The organism is Micromonospora sp. WMMD1128 (genome assembly GCF_027497235.1).
Taxonomy (GTDB): domain Bacteria; phylum Actinomycetota; class Actinomycetes; order Mycobacteriales; family Micromonosporaceae; genus Micromonospora.
This window is the reverse complement of the sequence record NZ_CP114902.1, coordinates 5,102,189-5,118,765: the sequence shown is the minus strand read 5'-3', so window position 1 is coordinate 5,118,765 and position 16,577 is coordinate 5,102,189. Positions and strand designations below refer to the sequence as shown.

At 73.8% G+C, this 16,577-nt stretch carries 12 protein-coding genes; 4 read left to right on the top strand and 8 right to left on the bottom strand.

What is annotated here, in order from left to right; translation table 11 throughout:
- Positions 1-7: 7 nt before the first annotated feature.
- Positions 8-1,687: a urocanate hydratase gene (gene hutU, locus O7602_RS22810; RefSeq protein WP_281584655.1), complete on the bottom strand. Its 1,680-nt coding sequence runs from the start codon at positions 1,685-1,687 to the stop codon at positions 8-10.
- A gap of 12 nt (positions 1,688-1,699) precedes the next feature.
- Positions 1,700-2,548, bottom strand: a complete 849-nt coding sequence (locus tag O7602_RS22805) for a MurR/RpiR family transcriptional regulator (protein WP_281584654.1) — start codon at positions 2,546-2,548, stop codon at positions 1,700-1,702.
- Between the two features lie 611 nt (positions 2,549-3,159).
- Here O7602_RS22805 and O7602_RS22800 point away from each other — a divergent pair.
- From O7602_RS22800 to O7602_RS22785, 4 genes are all read left to right on the top strand, one after another.
- The gene (locus O7602_RS22800) at positions 3,160-3,654 is read left to right on the top strand and encodes a hypothetical protein (RefSeq protein WP_281584653.1); all 495 of its coding nucleotides are present in this window, start codon (positions 3,160-3,162) and stop codon (positions 3,652-3,654) included.
- Between the two features lie 190 nt (positions 3,655-3,844).
- A complete protein-coding gene (locus tag O7602_RS22795; protein ID WP_281584652.1) occupies positions 3,845-8,020 on the top strand; it encodes a polymorphic toxin-type HINT domain-containing protein in 4,176 nt (1,391 codons plus the stop codon).
- Between the two features lie 29 nt (positions 8,021-8,049).
- Positions 8,050-8,526 carry a hypothetical protein gene (locus tag O7602_RS22790; RefSeq protein WP_281584651.1) on the top strand — a complete coding sequence of 159 codons (477 nt, stop codon included), beginning with the start codon at positions 8,050-8,052 and terminating at the stop codon, positions 8,524-8,526.
- Between the two features lie 72 nt (positions 8,527-8,598).
- A complete protein-coding gene (locus tag O7602_RS22785) occupies positions 8,599-9,780 on the top strand; it encodes a hypothetical protein (RefSeq protein ID WP_281584650.1) in 1,182 nt (393 codons plus the stop codon).
- Between the two features lie 32 nt (positions 9,781-9,812).
- Here O7602_RS22785 and O7602_RS22780 read toward each other — a convergent pair whose 3' ends face one another.
- From O7602_RS22780 to O7602_RS22755, 6 genes are read right to left on the bottom strand one after another with little or no spacing between them, the layout of a single operon-like run.
- Positions 9,813-11,504, bottom strand: coding sequence for a hypothetical protein (locus O7602_RS22780; RefSeq protein WP_281584649.1), 1,692 nt, complete (start codon positions 11,502-11,504; stop codon positions 9,813-9,815).
- Between the two features lie 30 nt (positions 11,505-11,534).
- Positions 11,535-12,368 carry a glycosyltransferase gene (locus O7602_RS22775; RefSeq protein ID WP_281584648.1) on the bottom strand — a complete coding sequence of 278 codons (834 nt, stop codon included), beginning with the start codon at positions 12,366-12,368 and terminating at the stop codon, positions 11,535-11,537.
- Entirely contained in the window at positions 12,365-13,294 is a 930-nt protein-coding gene (locus tag O7602_RS22770) for a glycosyltransferase (RefSeq protein ID WP_281584647.1), read from the bottom strand. The genes O7602_RS22775 and O7602_RS22770 overlap by 4 nt, the downstream gene beginning before the upstream one ends.
- A complete protein-coding gene (locus O7602_RS22765) occupies positions 13,291-14,649 on the bottom strand; it encodes a hypothetical protein (RefSeq protein WP_281584646.1) in 1,359 nt (452 codons plus the stop codon). Before O7602_RS22765 ends, O7602_RS22770 begins: the two co-directional genes overlap by 4 nt.
- A complete protein-coding gene (locus O7602_RS22760; RefSeq protein ID WP_281584645.1) occupies positions 14,636-15,730 on the bottom strand; it encodes a glycosyltransferase family 4 protein in 1,095 nt (364 codons plus the stop codon). The genes O7602_RS22765 and O7602_RS22760 overlap by 14 nt, the downstream gene beginning before the upstream one ends.
- Positions 15,727-16,575 carry a glycosyltransferase family 2 protein gene (locus tag O7602_RS22755; protein ID WP_281584644.1) on the bottom strand — a complete coding sequence of 283 codons (849 nt, stop codon included), beginning with the start codon at positions 16,573-16,575 and terminating at the stop codon, positions 15,727-15,729. The genes O7602_RS22760 and O7602_RS22755 overlap by 4 nt, the downstream gene beginning before the upstream one ends.
- Positions 16,576-16,577 lie beyond the last annotated feature (2 nt).

Sequence of the window (16,577 nt, the reverse complement as noted above, 5' to 3'; positions counted from 1 at the left end):
CCCCTCCTCACGCCTCGGCCATGGGGACGTGCACGCCGGTGCGCGCCGCGACCTCGCGGGCGTCGTCGTAGCCGGCGTCGACGTGCCGGATCACGCCCATCGCCGGGTCGTTGGTGAGCACCCGCTCGATCTTCTGCCCGGCCAGCGCGGATCCGTCGGCCACGCAGACCTGACCGGCGTGGATGGACCGGCCGATGCCCACGCCGCCGCCGTGGTGGATGGACACCCAGGACGCCCCGCTGGCGGTGTTGACGAGCGCGTTGAGCAGCGGCCAGTCGGCGATCGCGTCGGAGCCGTCGGCCATCGCCTCGGTCTCCCGGTAGGGGCTGGCCACGCTGCCGCAGTCCAGGTGGTCCCGGCCGATCACCACCGGCGCGCTCAACTCGCCCGAGGCGACCATCTCGTTGAACCGCACCCCAGCCTTGTCCCGCTCGCCGTAGCCGAGCCAGCAGATCCGCGCCGGCAGGCCCTGGAACGCGACCCGCTCGCCGGCCATCCGCATCCACCGCGCGAGTGACTCGTTCTCCGGGAACAGGTCGAGGATCGCCCGGTCGGTGGCGGCGATGTCGCGCGGGTCGCCGGAGAGCGCCGCCCAGCGGAACGGCCCCTTGCCCGCGCAGAACAGCGGCCGGATGTACGCCGGCACGAAGCCGGGGAAGTCGAACGCCCGCTCGTACCCGCCGAGCTTCGCCTCGCCGCGGATCGAGTTGCCGTAGTCGAAGACCTCCGCGCCCGCGTCGAGGAAACCGACCATCGCCGCCACGTGCTTCGCCATCGACGCCCGCGCCCGGTCGGTGAACTCGGCCGGCTTGGCCGCCGCGTAGTCCCGCGCGTCCGCGAGTTCCACCCCCTCCGGCAGGTACGACAGCGGGTCGTGCGCGCTGGTCTGGTCGGTCACGATGTCGATCTCGACGCCGCGCGCCAGCAGCTCGGGGAAGACGGTGGCCGCGTTGCCGACCACGCCCACGCTGAGCGCCCGCCGGTCCCGCTTCGCGGCCAGCGCGCGGGCGACCGCGTCGTCGAGCGAGTCAGCGATCTCGTCCAGGTAGCGGTCGTGCGCCCGCCGCTCCAGCCGGGAGCGATCCACGTCCACGATCAGGCAGACGCCGCCGTTCATGGTGACCGCCAGGGGCTGCGCCCCGCCCATCCCGCCGCACCCGGCGGTGAGGGTGAGGGTGCCGGCCAGCGTGCCGCCGCTGGATTGCTGCCCGTCGCCGTGGGCGCCGGCGAGCTTTTCGGCGACCGCGGCGAACGTCTCGTAGGTGCCCTGGAGGATGCCCTGGGTGCCGATGTAGATCCAGGAGCCGGCGGTCATCTGCCCGTACATGGTCAGGCCCAGCGACTCGAGCCGGCGGAACTCCGGCCAGGTGGCCCAGTCGCCGACCAGGTTGGAGTTGGCAAGCAGCACCCGCGGCGCCCACTCGTGGGTCCGCATCACCCCGACCGGCCGGCCGGACTGCACGAGCATCGTCTCGTCGTCGCGCAGCTCGGTGAGCGTCCGCACCAGCGCGTGGTAGGACGGCCAGTCCCGGGCCGCCTTCCCGGTGCCGCCGTAGACCACCAGGTCCTCCGGGCGCTCGGCCACCTCCGGGTCGAGGTTGTTCATCAGCATCCGCAGGGCGGCCTCCTGCGGCCACCCCTTCGCGGTGCGTACGGTGCCGCGGGCGGCGCGGACGGGCTGGTGCATCTCGTACTCCTCTCAGCCGAGGAACAACTGGCGGCGGGCGGCGGACGACTCGAACGCCTCGAGCCGGACCTGAGCCTCGGCCGGCGCGGCGTCGCAGATCGCCTGGAGCACCACCATGGCCAGGGTCATCGGGGCGGTGTGCAGGTCGAAGACGAGGTCGGTGCCGACGGCGGCGGGCAGCACCACCTCGGCGTGGTCGGTGGCCGGGCTGACCGGGGAGTCGGTGATCGCCACCACCGTCAGCCCGGCGTCGCGGGCCTCGCGCAGCGCGTCGAGCGTCTCCCGGGGGTAGCGGGGCAGCACGAACGCGAGCAGCGCGGTGGCGCCGGCCGCGACGGCCTGGTCGAGGCGGTCGGCGAGCAGGCTGCCCCCGTCGTCGAGGACCCGCACGTCCGGGTGCACCTTGGCGGCGAAGTACGCGAAGTATGCGGCAAGCGGCGCGGCGGCGCGCAACCCGAGCACCGGCAGCGGGCGGCTGGCCGCGAGGAGCTTGCCCACCTCGGCGACCCGGTCGGCGTCGGCGAGCTGGGCGGCGAGCCGGTCGAGGTTGTCCATCTCGGCGTGCACCGCCCGTTGCAGCGCGTTCCCGGCGGCGGCCGGCTGGGCGGCGCCTGGCGCGTTCAGCTCCCGCAGCCGGCGGCGCAGCGCGGGGTAGCCGTCGTGCCCGAGCGCCATGGCGAACCGGGTCACCGACGGTTGGCTGACGCCTGCCAGCTCGGCCACCTCGGCCGCGGACAGGTAGGCCGCCGCGCCCGCGTGCCGCACCAGGCAGTGCGCGATGCGCCGCTGGGTCGGGGTGAGCCGGACGCCGTGGAAGAGGTCGAGCAGGCGATCGGCGCTGGAGGCACCGCTTTCATTCACGGCACGACTCTATGCATGAAAACTTTCACCTGGCAAGGCCGGTCGCTTCGGAACTGTTTTCCCTGCTGGGAGCGGCGCGCCCGGACCGGACGGGGAGTGAGCACCCTTTGACCGCTTGTGCAGGGTGACAGGGGTCTATAGCGTGCACCTGTCTTGTCTCGCTTCCACGGGGGTTGCCGTGACTACACGGTCGATGCATGCTGTCCACGTCAGATCGAGTCCCACCCAGGGCGGGCGACTCTCCGAGGCGCGGCAGGCAGATCAACGGCCTCTCGCCCAGGCGGTCGCCGGGTCTTCCGATCAGGTTGAGGCATTCCGCACCGATGGCCGGCAGGCCATGTGGGCGTCCGATGAGCGCATCGGGGCGGGCAACCGCCCCGCCGTGGCGCGAGCGCTCGCCGGGGGACGGGCCGCGTAAGCGGCGGCAGGCCGGGGCCGGCACCGCACCGAGGGTGTCGAAATGCGGCCACCTTTCCTCGTCGCACGGGTCTTTTCGAGAGAACGTCAAGAGGTCGGTGACGGTTCTCTCGACGGTTTTTCCTGAATGCCTGAGCGCATGTGAAAGTCACCCGTGGGTGTTCTTCCTGCGCCAAACCTGATTGGAGTGGTAAATGAAAATCGCGCGATGGGCTGTGGCGGCGACGGTGGCCGCCGGCGGTGCCGCGGTGATTGTTCCGGCAACCATGTCGGCGGCGGCGGACACCCCGCCCTCCCTTGAGGAGGACTTCAACTACCCGGGCGCCGACAAGATCCTGGCGGACCACGGGATCAAGCTGTTCAGGGGCGACGGCCACATCATGTGGACGGCGACCCGGCCGATCGACGACGACCAGCCGTGCGCCGTGGGTGAGATCCAGGTGGAGCAGATCCCCGACGTCTCCGGGTTCTACCACTGCTTCAAGGTGCTGGGCGCATCCGGCTATCTCACCCTGGAGATCCCGGGGACCTTCGGGATCCGGGCCGGCAACGAGACCGTCGAGGCGACGGCGAAACTGCCGGACGGCGACAAGAAGTTCACCATCCCGCCGAACCGGCCGGTGCCGATCGACCCGGGCGAGGGCGGTAACCTGCCGCAGGCCATCCTGGTCGAGCTTCGGGTGAACTGACCGGGCGATACAAAATGATGGGCCGTCGCCAATTGGTGGCGGCCCATCATTGCGTCCGACCGGGCCTTGTGGACACTGCTGCTGATCGATAGCATTCCGGCTGTCTTGTCTCGCTTCCACGGGGGTTGCTGTGACTGCACAGTCAATGCGGGCTGCGCTTTTCAAAAATCATCGACTGTCACCCGGATGGGTGCGACGCGTCGCCGTCGCGACGACGGCGGTGCTTGTCGGATCGTTCATTCAGGCGGCGCCGGCGAGCGCCGAGGACGAGGAATATCCGTGGGACCCGGCGGTGGCCCGGGAGGTGCTCGTCACCTACGTGACCGAGGGCACCCCCTCGGTCAAGCGCGCCGCCGCCGAGATGCTGCTGGCCGACGATGCCGCGATACGTACGTTTCTCGAGGGCGGGGTGGACGAGGCGTGGGCCGCCGACGCGCGTGCCGCGGCGGAGTCGCTCGCCTCGATGGACGGTCCGGCGATGCGGGCCGGCGCACTCCAGGCCCTGGCCGGATCGCCGGCGGACGTCCAGGCGTACGTCGACGGGGGCTGGCGCGCGCCGTGGGCCGCGGACGAGCGGGTACGGGCCTACCGCCTGCTCGAATCCGGCGGGCCGACCATGCGGGCCGCCGCGCAGAAGGCGCTCGACGGCACCCCGGAGCAGCTCACCGAGTTCCTCGCCGAGGGGCGGGACGCGGCGGCGGTCGCGGACGACCGGCTGGCGGCGACTCAGATGCTCACCGGCGGGGCCAACAACTCCGGTCCGGTGCTCGACACGGCAGCCGCCCAGGCCCTCCAGGGCTCGGCCGACGACCTGCGGGAGTTCATCACCGCCGGCCAGTTCGTCGCTCGCGCGCGGGACAAGGAACTGGCTTCCATCCGCAGCCTGACCGAGCAGGCGAAGCAGGCCAGCGAGACCACCGCCCGGGAGTCGCTCGCCGCGACGGAGGCATCGAACCGGGCGGCGAACGCGGCCGAGGAGGCCAAGAAGCAGGCCAAGATCGCGGCGGACGAGACCGCCGCGGCGGGCGGGGCCGCGGCCAAGGCGTCGGCCGCCGCCGGTCGGGCCGCCGACGCGGCGGACGGTGCCGCCGACGCCGCTCGGGACGCGGTGAGCGCCTCGAACGCCGCCATGCGGGCGGCGCGGGTGGCGTCCGACGCCGCCCGGAAGGCGACCACCGCCGCCTCCCTGACCGCGCAGGCCGCCGCGCGTGCGCAGCGGGCCGCGGCGGACGCCCGGACGGACGCGGGCAAGGCCGCGGCGGCTCGGCAGGCCGCCCAGCAGGCCCGGGACGCGGCCCGCAAGGCGCGCGAGCTGGATCAGGTGCGGGCCCAGCGGGACCGTGCGCTGGCCCAGGCGAAGTCGGCGAGCACCGCGGCGAAGGGCGCGAGCGCCAACGCGGACGCGGCGGCGGCGGAAGCGCGGAAGGCGGGCGCGCAGGCCGGCGTCTCCGAGGCGCAGGCGAAGCGGGCGCGGGATGCGGCGGCGCGGGCGCAGGCGCAGGCGGCGGCGGCGTCGCGGGCGGCGGATCGGGCGTACGCGTTGGCGGTGGCGGCGGCGAAGGCGTCGGATGAGGCGTTCGAGTTCGCGCGGCGGGCGGCGGCGCATGCGGAGGCGGCGGCGGATGCGGCGGAGGCGGCGGCTGCGGCGGCGGGTGACGCGGCGAAGGCGGCGGCGGAGTCGGCGAAGCATGCGGCGGCTGCGGTGCAGGCGGCGAACACGGCGGTGGAGGCGGCGAACAAGGCTGTCGAGTTGGAGCGGCTGGCGCGTGAGGAGGATGACGCGCGGTTGGCGGAGTCCACCGAGCAGGGTGTGTTGGCGGCGCAGGACGCGCAGGCGTTCGAGCAGGCGAAGAACGCCGCGGTGGGTGACGTGGTGGCGTGGAACCGCAAGTTGCTGTGGGACACCGCGGAGGAGGACCGGGTCGACCCGGCCACCCGTCAGCTGCTCAGCGAGGCGACCGCGTCGGGTGCCACCACCGCGGTCATGCTCGACCGGGGCCGGCGCGCCGCGATCAACCTGTTGACCAGCGGTGGCGAGCACACCAAGGCGTCGGCGTCGGAGGCGTTGACCGGTGGTGAGGTGGAGCTGCGGTCGTGGTTGACCGACGGTCGTCGGGTCGCGGTGGGTCAGGATGATCGGGCGCGGGTGTGGCACCTGGTCGACACGTTGCCGGACGGGAACGAGAAGACGGCGGCGCAGGCGGCGTTGGCCGGTGACGACGCGGCGGTGCAGGCGTTCCTGCGGACGCGGAACTATGCGGGTAAGTCGACGGCCGATCGGTTGGCGATCTACAAGATTCTGGAGACGTCCGGGCCGACGGTGACGGCGGCGGCGGAGCGGGCGTTGGCGGGGACGGCCGCGGAGCGGCACGAGTTCCTGCGTTCGGGGCAGTATTCGGCCCGTACCTCGGATGAGCGGCTTGAGGTCTACCGGACGATGGATGCCGGTGGGCCGCAGGTGAAGGCGGCCGGGCAGGTGGCTCTGGCGGGGCCGCCGTCGTACATCTCGTATTTCCTGACGGCTGGCCGCTACCAGGCCGCGCAGCGGGATCAGGAGCAGATCGCGCACGTGGCGGCGGTGCAGACGTTGATCGCGGAGGCGCAGCGGTACGCCCAGTCGGCGGTGTCGGACGCGGCCGAGGCGAATCGGGTCGCGGCGGTGGCGGCGGGTAAGGCGGCGGAGGCGAAGACGTACGCCGACCAGGCGAAGGCGTCGGCGGACAAGGCCGCGGAGTACGCGAACGACGCGAACACCTCGGCGGTCGCGGCGAAGAACTCCGCGGACCAGGCGGCCCAGTCCGCCACCACGGCGCGTAACGCCGCGAACTCCGCCCAGGCCAGCGCCAACCAGGCCGCCCAGTCCGCCGCCACGGCCGGTGCGGCGGCGAAGCGGGCCCGCCAGGACGCCGCGGGGGCCGCGCAGGCCGCCCGGGACGCCCGGCAGGCGGCGAAGCAGGCCGGCGCCGACGCCGCCGCCGCGAACCAGGCGGCCCGGGAAGCGGAGCAGATCTACAACACCAAGCTGAAGGAGTGGGAGGCCGCCCAGCGGAACACCGCGCCGGGCAGCGCCTGGGACGGCAACGGTACGGCGCTGGAGCAGCACCGGACCTGGAGCTGCATGGTGCAGCCGTCCCAGCTCACCGCGGAGTGCGCGAAGGTCTACGTCGACTTCGCCGACGCGCTCGTCCGGCCGGGCAAGTGCACCACCGCCGGGCTGAACACCGGGCCCGGCTGCGAGATGGTCGACGACATCAAGGAGTTCGTCAAGGACAACCCGGACCTGATCCTCGACGTCGTGCAGCTCGTTCTCGCGGTGTGCGGCCTGGTGCCGGCGTACGGCGAGGCGTGCGACGGGGTGGACGCCGGCATCTCCTTCGCCCGGGGTGACTGGGTGGGCGGTGTGCTCTCCGGTCTCAGTGCGATCCCGATCGCCGGTTGGGTGCCGGCCGGGATCAACATGGGTCGGCTCGGGGACAAGTTCCGCGACGCGTGGCGGGTGTTCGACGAACTCGCCAAGAAGTGCGACAACGTGCCGAACAGTTTCACGCCGGGCACGAAGGTGCTGCTCGCCGACGGCAGTCGTAAGGCCATCGAGCGGCTGCGCGTCGGCGACGAGGTCCGCTCGGCGAACGCGCTCGTCGGCGTCTCGGCGACCGGCCGGGTGATCGAGACCATCAAGGGCTCGGGCACCAAGGTGCTGGCGAAGGTCACCATCGACACCGACGGCGACCGGGGCACCGCGACCGAGACGCTCACGGCCACCTGGAACCACCCGTTCTGGACCACCGACGCCAACGCCTGGGTCAAGGCCGGCGAGCTGAGGCAGGGGCAGTCGCTGCTCACCGCGGACGGGCGCCACGTCGAGGTCGACAAGGTCGAGACCCGCACCGAGCGGACCACCGTCTACAACCTCAACGTCGCGGACCTGCACACCTACTACGTCTTCGCCGGCAACGTCTCGGTGCTCGCCCACAACTGCGGCAAGATCGATCTCGATCACGGGGTCGCGGGCGCACACCCGAAGGACCACGTGGGGAAGACCGACGCCGAGATCACGACGCGTGCCGACACGGACCCGAAGGCCAAGGGTGTGGCGTCCACCCTCAACGGCGACACCTACCAGCAGACCGTGGACGCGGTTGTCGCCGACAACATCGACAAGATCAACAAGTGGGCGGCGAAGTCGCAGTCCGGCGCGGAGATCGAATACACCAAGCGGTTCAGTTACCCTGTGGGCCGGGTCGCGAAGAAGGGTGAGACCACACCCAAGGACGCGTACACGGTCACGCTGGTCCTCAAGCGGATCGACAAGGGCTACCAGGGACACAAGGGCGCCTGGGTGGTGAAGACCATCAAGGCGTACTAAGCAGAGGACACGGTGGGGGTCTGAGCTCCGTGCGCGAGTGGGACGCGGCACCCGAGGCGGTCGCAAGCGACGTCGTGGCGTCGCTCGGCCGGTGCGACCGGGAGTTGGGCGACTTCGCGACCGGCGTCACGCTCGACTACGACTTCGGGCCGGACAGTGGTCTCTACCCCCACCTGATCCTCAGCACCGAGCAGGACGGGGTGCAGCAGGCGGACATCCGCAAGACGATCCGGATGCCGATCTCGCTGCACCCCTTCCTGAGCAACGAGATCTCCATCCGTCTCACCCTCGGCTTCACCCCGTCCGCGTGCCATGTCACATCGGTCATCGAGGCCCACCTCGACCAGCCGATGGGGACCTTCGCCGCCGGCTCGCACACCCTCCACCGCCGAGCGTCCGAGGGCCTGACGCTCGCGGAGGCGTTACGGGCGGCGGAGGCGCACGTCCGCGACCTTTACCAGGTGGCGACATTCCCGGAAACGCTCGGGCTGCCGCCGCGCGGATGAGCAGCGTGGGCGGACCAGCCGGCGAGCGTCCTCTCGGTAGTATCCGCACGGCGGGCGAGCGGAGGAGTGGGGATGCAGCCGGAAGGTCCGTACAGGTTCACCGAGGTGCTCGGGGAGTGCCAGGTCGGCCGGGGCTGGGCGGCACTCGACGGGCAGGACCGGCCGGTGACCGTGGCGACGCTCGACGGCGCCGCGGCCGGCGACCAGCGCTGGCGGGAGGCGTTCACCAACGCCGCGAACGTGCTGGCCCAGACGCCCGGCGGCCACCGCTACGTCAACGCCGACTTCACCGCCGACCAGCCCTGGGTGGCGTACCCGTCGGAGGCCACGACCGCCGCCGACCGGCTGTTCCAGTCGCTCGGCATGGACTACCAGCGCACCGCCACCGCCGACATTCTCCCGCCGCCACCGCCGGTCTCGGCGCCGCCGCAGCCGGTCTCCTCCCCGCCGCAGCTGCCGTGGAGCCCACAGCCGTGGGCCATGGCCCCCACGCAGCCGGTTTCCGGCGCGCCGTCGTCAGGCGTGCCGGTGTCGCCCGGCATGCCGGTGCCGGCCGCCCCCGCCCCGGCCACCGCCCCCGATCCGCTCGTGGCGACCGGCGGCCCGCGGATCACCCCGGTGCCGCGTCCGCCGCGCAACCGGACCGGCCTGTGGATCGGCGGCGTGGTCATGGCCGCGGTGCTTGCCGGCGGCGCCGGGCTGCTCGCCGGCCGCGCGCTCGCCGGTGACGGCGAGCCGGCCACCCCTTCGGCCAGCACCTCCCCGGCGCTCTACGAGGCCACGCAGTATTCGTTGAACAAGGCGAAGTTCGACGCCGGCCTGATGCCGCTCGCCGAGCCCTGGCTCGACGACATGGGCGGCTGCGCGATCAACACGGAGAAGAGCGGCCCGGCGCTCGCCGCCGGCGAGAAGCAGCACGTCTTCTGCCGCTATCTGGGCGTGTCGCTGCACTTCGCGGCGTACGAGTCGGCCGAGAAGAAGGAGGCCGCCCGGGCTTTCCGCCAGCAGATGGGCATCATCGGTCGGGCGCTCGCGCCCGGGATGCGGGAGGCCGCGCAGGTCACCGGCGGCACCAGCAACGCCCCCGGCAGCTACGTCGAGTACGCCGGAAACGGCCAGGACGGGCGTCCGGTCTGCGGCGTCTGGTGGGGCCGGGACGACAGCGTTGCCGCGATCTACATGGAGACGCCGTGCGGGGCCGGGCTCGGTGGCAACTGGGACGCCCTACGCGACCTCTGGCGCCGCCACAGCTGACGGCACCGGCACGGCTGACGGGACCGGCACCGCTAACGCGGCCGGGCGCCGTGCGGCGGCGGCACCAGGCAGACGTCGCTGCCCTTGCTGACGCCCGCCGCCAGGTCGAAGCGGACCACGCGCGCCCCGCTGAACTGCCGCTCGGTGACCGCCACACCACCGCCACCGAGCCGGACGATGACGTCCCGGTTCGCCCCGTCCGCCCAGTCGGTGGCCTGGAAGAGCCAGATCCGGGACCGCCCGGCCAGCAGCGTCGACACCGTCCGGTTCGGGCAGCCGCCGGGACCGGCCGCGACCACGTAGGCGTCCGCCGGTGGGCCGTACCAGGCCAGGGCGTTCCAGGAGACGGAGGTGGCGAGCACCAGGTCACCGGGGCGCCGCTGGGCGTCCAGATGGCGTAGCGCGGTGCGGTAGTCGGCGGCGTTGGCACCGCCGCCCTGGGCGAAGGCCCGCGCCGGGTGCACCGTGGCCACCACGTCGGTGGCGAGCTGCGGGACCGCCAATGCGAGCAGGAGCAGCGCTCCGACCGCCCACCGGATCCGGCCGGGCAGGCCGGGCCGGGCCACCGGCGGCGCGACGGCCAGGCTGGCCAGCATCAGGCACGCCGGCACCGCGTAGAGCGCCAACCGGCCGTTGAACGGGTAGACCGCCCCGGCCGCCCCGGCCAGCCCGGCCGCCAGCGGCACGAGCAGGACCAGCACCGCCACGCCGGAGAGCCGGCGGCGACCGACCGCCGCGCCGAGGACCAGCAGCGGTACGACCACCCACGCCGACCAGGCCACGAACGGCACGGTGGCCAGGCTCCGGTAGGTCGCGGTGAACCAGTCCACGGTGGCCGGCAGGTCGGTCAGCGGACGCGCCGGATAGATCGACTTGCCGTGCCAGTAGGCGGCGAGCTGCGCGTCGTCCAGCCCCGGGGCCAGGAGCAGGACGTACACCACGAGCGCCACCACCGCCCAGGCCGGCGCGGGCGCGACGAACCGTCCCAGCTCCCGCCACCGGGACGCCCAGGTGCGGCCGGCGCGGGTGAGCGCCCGCGCGGCGAGCAGCGCGCCGAGCGTGCCGGCGACCGGGATGGACAGCGTGCTGAAGAGCGCCGCGACAAGCGCCACGGACCAGAACAGGGCCGCGCCGGCCCAGGTCGGGGCGCCCCGGCACAGCAGCAGGGCCAGCCCGACGAGCAGCGTGACGCAGAACGCCTCGGCGCTGTACTGCTTCAGCTCGTTCGAGTAGCCGATGAGGAACGGGGCGACCGCGACCAGCAGCAGCGCCGCCAGGGCGGCCAACGGTGGCAGGAGCCGCCGGCCGAGCCAGGCCACGAGCGGCAGCAACGCCAGCCCGAACAGCAGCGGTACGAGGCGAAGCGCCCGCTCGCCGTCGCCGAGGCTGTCGAGTGCGAGCCGTTCCAGCCACAGCCAGCCCGGCGGCGCGGACTGGCTGAACGCCAACGGCCGCAACAGCTCCAGGTAGCCGCGTTCGCGCAGGTTGTGCGCCACATACAGCTCGTCGCTCCAGAGGCTGCGCGCGTACGCCCACTGCCGGATCCGCAGCCCGGCGCCGAGCACCACGAGCAGGCCGGCGATCGGCCAGTAGGGGGACCGGCCCAGCCGGGCCCACCCGCGCACCAGGCGGGCCACCGGACGCGCCCGGTTCGGCACGGGCAGCGGCGACGCGGGGGAGTACGCCGCGGGGAGGACCGCCGCCGGGGGGCGCGTCACGGACACGGCGAGACGCTACCAAAACACCGTTCGCGTTCAGGTCCCCCGCGTGACCGGACCGGCACCGTCGGGCACCGGCGACCCGACCAGCCGGGCGGCCTCCCGGTGCCGGCGCTCCGGCCGCGGAAGTCCGACCAGGAACTCGGGGAACATGCCGAAGAAGGTGCGGGCGGAGCGCAGTTCCAGGTTGTGCGCCCGGGACCAGCGCACCGAGTTGGTCGCGCGGGCCCAGTGGTGTGTCCACCGCACGTCGCCGCGCACCGCGACCGCCAGGCCCCGCCGCCAGGCGCGCAGGCCCAGCTCGTGGTCCTCGTAGTAGAGGAAGAACCGCTCGTTCCACCCGCCCAGCGCGGCGACGTCGGCGGTCCGGCCGGCGACCGCCGCGCCCATCACCCAGGCGACGTAGCGCGTCTCACCCGGCGCGACCACCTGCCGGTACGAGGCGTGCAGCCGGGACAGCGGCCAGACGTTCCGGTTGCCGAGCTTGGCGGTGGCGTACGGGAATCCGCGCCCGTTGGCCTGCGGTGTGCCGTCGGTGCCGAGCAGTTGCGGCGCGACCAGACCGCCGTGGACGTCCAGGTGCCCGGCCAGCACGGGCAGGTCGTCGGCGCGTACCTCCAGGTCCGGGTTGGCGAACAGGACGTAGCGGCCGGTGGCCTCGCGCAGTGCCACGTTGTTCGCGCGGGCGAAGCCGACGTTCGCCGGCAGCCGGATGACCCGTGCGCCCAGCTCGGCGGCGACCGCGGCGGAGTCGTCCGCGGAGGCGTTGTCGACCACCAGCCACTCGTACGGCTTCCGGTCGCGCCAGCAGCGGCGCAGCGTCCCGGCCGAGTTGTGGGCGACAGTCACCACGGTCCACTGGTGCGTCATCGGGCCTCCCGGGCGGTGAGAAAGCCGCGCAGCGACGCGAAGCCGAACCGGCTGCCGGTCCACTGCCGGCGGGCGGCCGGCGCCTCGACCAGCCCGCGCCCGACGCCGCGCAGGAACGGCCGCAGCAGGCCCTGCCGGATCCGCCGGGCGGCAAGCGCGACGTGCGCCAGCGCGAGGACCGGCAGCGCGACGAGCAGCAGCGGCCCGGTGAACGTGCGCGCCGCCACCAGCAGCCGGTTACGGGCCAGCAGGTACGCCCGGAACCCGGACAGCCCGTGGTCGCCGGACACGCTGTGCCCACCGGCGTGCGGCAGCACCAGGTCCAGCCCGCGCGTGCGCAGGCCGGCGGCGTAGAGCCGGAACGCCAGGTCGGCGTCCTCGCCCCAGGCGAACAGGTGCTCCCAGAAGCCGTCGAACCGGCGGAACAGCGCGGTCGGGAACACCGCCGCCCCGCCGGACGGGCCGAGCGGGGCCCGGCCGACCGTGGCTGGCCGGTCGATGAAGAGCGACAGCGGGTTCAGGTCGATGCCCACGTACTCGCCGCCGTGCATGGCCAGGCCCACCGCGATCGGGCCGTCCGGGTGCGCGGCGACGGCGGCGCAGATCCGGGCCAGCGCGTCGTCGGGCAGCCACACGTCCGGGTTGAGCAGCAGCACGTGGGACGTGTCGACGGTCGCCACGGCGCGGTTGCAGCCGGCCGCGAAGCCCGGGTTCGACCCGTCGGGCAGGTAGGCGTACCGGCCGGCGGGCAGGTGACCGGCGACGACGTCGGCGCACCCGTCGGCCGGCTGGTGGTCGGCGAAGACGAACCGGACCGGCAGGTCGCCCGCGGCGCGTACCCAGGTGGGCAGCGTCTCGGCGAGCATGCCGGCGGACCGGTAGAGCACGGTCACCACCGTCAGCCCGTCGAACGGCGTCCCGGTCACGTCGTGGTCCTCCCCAGCCGGTGCAGGATCACCAGGCCGGGCACCAGGCTCAACCAGGTCGGATAGATCAGGGGGTACAGCTCGTAGACGCCGAACAGCGCGAAGTAGACGACGAACGCCCGGGCCAGTTGCCCGGCCGGCGCGGCGGAGAACTCGAACCACCGTTCGGTCCCGCCGACCGCCAGGCCGAGCACGGCCAGGAAGACCGCCGCGCCGAGCGGACCCCAGTCGAGCAGCGGGATGGCCACGAAGGTGGCGGTGTTCATCAGGTACGGCTGGCTGAGCTGGGCGGTCAAGCCGTACAGGTCGGCCTTGCCGACGATCGGCTCGACCCGAGAGCCGAGGAACGTCAGCGAGTAGGTGCCGTGCCGGGGCTCCAGGTGCGCCCGCTGCGACCAGACCCGCCCGAACGTCTCGGTGGAGGAACTCAGCGACAGGTCGAGCGACCCGGCGCTGCTGGTCAGCGCGTTGCTGCCGTAGCGGGCGCGGAACTCGGTCTCGAACGTGCCGGTGCCGGCCATGGTGCGCTGCCCGCCGAGGAACACCGCCGCGCCGAGCGCCGCCGCGCCGATCAGCAGCACCACGGGCGTCCGCGCGGCCAGGAACGCCGCGGCCCGACCCCGGGTACGCCGCACCGACAGCGCGGTGATCAGCGCCGGCGCGATGCCGACGAGCACCGAGTTCTTGCTCGCGCCGAGCGCCGCGCCGACGGTGAACACCGCGGTCAGCGCGTAGTAGAGCGGCAGCGCCGGCCGGCGTCCGGACAGCGCGCGCAGCAGCGAGACGGCCATGCCGAGCGTCCACGCCTCGGACAGCAGGCCGACGACCAGGTTGGACTGCTCGCGGAGCACCTGCCGGGCGGCGTCCGGGTTGTCGGCGAGCAGCGGCGGCAGGGTGCCGCGGAAGCGGACCGCCGCGGTCACCACCGCCACGCCGAGCAGCACGAACAGGTACGCCCGCAGGCGCCGCTCGGACGGCCAGGACAGCTCCGGGCGAGACGGTTTCGGCCGGGGCAGGTCCGGCGGCGGCCGTCCGCCGTCCCGCCGCTCGACCAGCCGCCGCCCGGCCGCCCACGCCAGCAGGAAGACGGTCACGTAACCGGCGAGCACCGGCAGCACCCCGCGACCCGCCCACGAGTCGTACGGGCCGGGCAGCACCCGCACGGCGAGCAGCGCGGCGGTCCACACGGTGGCGCACGCGGCGAGCGCCCACATCCGGGCGCGGGCGGCAACCGACGCGCCGACGGCGAACGCGAGCGTGACCGCCGCCCCCGCGTCCCAGGTCGCCAGCAGCAGGGCCACGCCGAGCGCGAACGGGAGCGCGACCGACCAGAGTCGACGTTCAGCCGGCGGCACGGGAAACCGTCCGGTAGAGGTCGAGCCAGTCGTCCACGCAGCCGGCGAAGGAGTGCCGGGTCGCGTACTCCCGGGCCAGCTCGCGGCGACGCTCGTCCCACGCCTGCGGCCCGGTGGCCGTGCGCACCGCGGCGGCCATCGCCGCCGGGGTCGGCTCCGCCCGGTACGCGAGCACGCCGTCGCCGGCCGCGGTGACCTCGGCCAGGCCACCCACCCCGGAGTGCACCACCGGTACGCCGAGCGACATCGCCTCCAGCGCGCTGCGCCCGAACGCCTCCACCCGGGACGGCACCAGCAGGCAGTGGATCCGGTGCAGGAAGGGCGCCGCGTCCACCCGCCCGATCAGGTGCAGGTTCGGCCGGGCGGCGAGCGGCAGGTCGCCGGCGCCGGCGACCAGGAACTCGACGTCCGGCAGCGCCGCCGCGACGGCCGGCAGCAGGTCCGCGCCCTTTTCCCGTTCCAGCCGGCCGAGGAAGCCGACCCGGACCGGCTCGTCCGGCGCGGGCCCGGGCCGGTCGGTCGCCTCCGGCCAGATCGCCGGCAGCGGGTTCGTGATCACCCGCACGTCCCGCACCCGTCCGCGTACCCGCAGCTCCCGGGCCTCGAAGGCGGAAACCGCGACCGTCGCGTGCGGCCGGAGCCGGCGCAACATCAGGTCCGTGGCGATGTTCGCCTGCACGGCCGCCTTCGCCCGCAGCGACCCCGCCGCGTCGCGATACTGCCAGAGGCTGTTGTGCAGCGTCACCACGAGCGGCGTGCGCCGGCCGCGCACGCCCAGTCCGGCGCGGGCGTGCATGGCGGCGGAGAGCAGGTGCGCGCTGACCACGTCCGGCCGCAGTTCGTCGACGAGCGCCCGGATCCGCCGCGCGTAGCCGAGGTCGACCCGCCCGGCGGCGGCGAGCGGCAGCCACCGCACGCCCGCGGTCCGCAGCGCCGCCGCCACCTCGTCGTCGCCGGTGGCGGCGACCACGTCCACGCCCCGGTCGGCGAGCGCCGGCAGCATCTCGGTCAGGAAACGCTCGGCACCGCCGAGCTGCCGCCGGCCGGACCCGCCTGTGGTGCAGACGAACAGCACCCTCATCGGGCGGCCATGCCTTCCAGCGCGCCCCGGGCGACCGCCCGGCGGGCGCCGCCGCCCACCGCGGCCCGCGCCAGCACCCCGAGGGTGTACGCGGAACAGGCGACGGTGCCCCGCCACCCGGCCAGCTCGCGGCTGGCCCGGATGAACTCCCGGGTCTGCCGGCGGGCGATCTCCTCCGCCGGCCACCGGCGCTTGGCGCTGGCGTCGTCCTCGTGCCTGACCACGGCGTCCGGCAGGTACGCCAGGCGCAGCCCCAGCCGGCGGACCGCCCAGCACAGTCGCAGGTCCTCCGAGTAGAAGAAGGACGACTCGTCGACGCCGCCGATCCGCTCCAGCGTCTCCCGCCGGATCGCCACGAACGGCCCGGAGAGCCAGTCCCCCCGCTCCGGCGGCGCGACGATCCGCAGCCTCGGGGCGACGAGGCTGAGCCCGGTGGCGTGCGCCACGCCGGCGCGAACCGTCAGGAACCGGCCGGCGGCGGTTCGGTCCACGCCGTCCACGTCGAGCACCTTCGGGAACGCGGCACCCACCGTCGGGTCGTCGAGTTCCGCGGCCAGCCGCTCGACCGCGCCGGGGCGTACCTCGATGTCGTTGTTGGACAGCACCACCCGCGAGCGGGTGCTGTGCCGGACGCCGAGGTTCATGCCCCGGGCGTAGCCGAGGTTCGTCTCCGAGCGGATGTAGGTGGCGCCGGTCCCGGCGCACATGGCCCGCAGCGCGTCGGCGATGCCGGCGGCGCTGCCGTTGTCCACCACCACCGTTTCCGCTTCGGCCGGCAGGGACCTGACACAGGCCCGGGTGCGCTCGAAGTCTTCCCAGGTCAACACCACGACTGAGACGTCCACCG